General features: G+C 47.2%; 1 protein-coding gene and 2 pseudogenes. All 3 read left to right on the forward strand.

All coding sequences use genetic code 11. The features are described 5' to 3' along the window. Nucleotides 1-812, forward strand: a pseudogene (locus FHW68_RS27035) (hypothetical protein); the annotation flags it as partial. A gap of 5 nt (nucleotides 813-817) precedes the next feature. Next, nucleotides 818-1,759, forward strand: a complete 942-nt coding sequence (locus FHW68_RS27040) for a PoNe immunity protein domain-containing protein (protein WP_183683965.1) — start codon at nucleotides 818-820, stop codon at nucleotides 1,757-1,759. Nucleotides 1,760-1,777: 18 nt separating this feature from the next. Then, nucleotides 1,778-1,896, forward strand: a pseudogene (locus FHW68_RS27630) (hypothetical protein); the annotation flags it as partial.

Below are 1,896 nucleotides of genomic sequence, written 5' to 3' on the forward strand. Positions count from 1 at the left end.
TTAGTGGGGAGCATATTGCCGATTACATCTGCGCGGTGGAGTTTGGTTGGGGTAAGGATTGGGATGGGCATGATAAGGGGGCGGATGGGAAGTGGCTTGAGGGTGTGCCGAGTGCGAGTAAGACTGGGAAGCTTTCGGCGGGGGGGAGTCCCAAGGCAAGTCACGTGCTTTACAAGCTGACGGATGGTGCGAATGGGACTGGGATCGATGCGGTCTGGCGCGCTAACCCGGCAAATAATGAAGGCAAGAAATTTGCCATTGTCGAAGCAAAGGCAAGCCGTGATGAAGATGCTCCTAAATTCATGCGCAAGCTTAACTATACTCGAAAACCCGGCATAAGCTCGAAGTTGGGCGTGTCTGGAATAGCTGACCCTAGCGAACTGATCGAACCGATTGAATCAGATGCATCTTCTAGTCAAAGCAAAAACAAAAGCCCGGTAAGCAGCGGCAAAAATAAGCCAGCTAATACCAAACGTGAGGAAGACTTCACGAAAAGGAAAAGAGATCTTTTGGTTCAAATGAGTAGCGAGTGGATCGCGAAGAACATCTCTAAAGCCGTTCTTGGAAGGAGCTTAATAGCCCAGGTAATGAGTTCTTACAGCCGCCACCTATTTTACGCCCCTCTATTTCATACAAGCTTGAGCCCGAAGGAACACGCCAGTGCGCAACTAGGAAGCCTAGAGGAAAGCGCTCACCAAAATCACAAGGCCTTTCATTATTCCGAACATGAAATAAAAGGCTTCGTAAACAAGCGAAAAAAATCCCTGACTAAAAAGCATGGCGCGTTAGACTCGCTCAAGATCGAGGCTTGACTAAAATGAATAAACGACAGAAATTTTTCAGCGAGTACCAATACAACAATTTCTTGAAAGAGCATGACGAGGTCATTAGTTTCTTCAAAACAAATACCTTTCAATCTGACTCACCCGAGGAAGAAGCGACACTGCGCGCGACACACTTCAAGCAACTCGCACTTGACAAGCTTTTCGCCACATATACGGCAGGAGAAGAAATAAGCGCCCTAACACCATTACTTGAAGACCTAATAGTCAAGTACGAAACTCGACAAGCTAAACTCGCCGAATACCAGAAAATACCTGATATATCTCCGCTTGCGATAAATGACTGGCCTGACGAATATGAAGAATGTGTGCAGGTCATAGGATTTTGCGTTCTCTTACATCGTACTGATTTACTTCAGCGCTTTGTAACTCTAATAGATGGAGCGGGCTACGCCGGGGACGATACGCTATACGAAGATCTACTCATCAAACTACTTCCGAATAGACACGATGTAGATCAATGGTTTCATGACGTGTATTCATCTTTGATTCGAGCCATTTATGCAGATAGCAAAGAGGACGCGTCAAAGCATCTGAAAAAATACTGCAACCAATGGTACTCAGCATTTAAACAAGCACCATGGCATGACACTCACTTGCAGGGAGAAAATGGTAATTACGTCGGCTATTGGGCTATAGAAGCAGGAGCTGTCGCTTTTTTGTACGGTGTAGACGACAGCAAAATAGATCATATGGTTTATCCAAAAGACTTGGTTGAGTACGCTCGAAACTATAAGGGTGATATTGGTTCCCAGATTAATCGTATTGTTGCTGGCGAAGCCTGCAGCAAAACGGGCTATTGGTTCAGCCCGGCTCAAGCCAACTCAAGACGCCACTTCCAACAAGGCGAAATCATGCCAAGCTTCAAGGAGTCGAAATGGGGCGACACGCTTTGGTATTGGTCTGGTGAAGTGTGACCTTATCTATAAATTACGCTCAGCGGCCACTTCATGGCCCTGAGCGAACACCCGCGCGCCGAGTGGAACGACCTCTGGCTGCTGCTGGAAATCGTCCACGAAGGCAAGCAGCCGCAAGTGCTCGGCGAGAACATCAC

Origin of the sequence: Pseudomonas sp. Tn43, from assembly GCF_014192635.1 — a bacterium.
In the GTDB taxonomy this organism is placed as follows: domain Bacteria; phylum Pseudomonadota; class Gammaproteobacteria; order Pseudomonadales; family Pseudomonadaceae; genus Aquipseudomonas.

Coding starts and splice junctions, on each gene's coding strand:
- FHW68_RS27040 (WP_183683965.1), top strand. CDS start 818: ATGAATAAACGACAGAAATTTTTCAGCGAGTACCAATACAACAATTTC.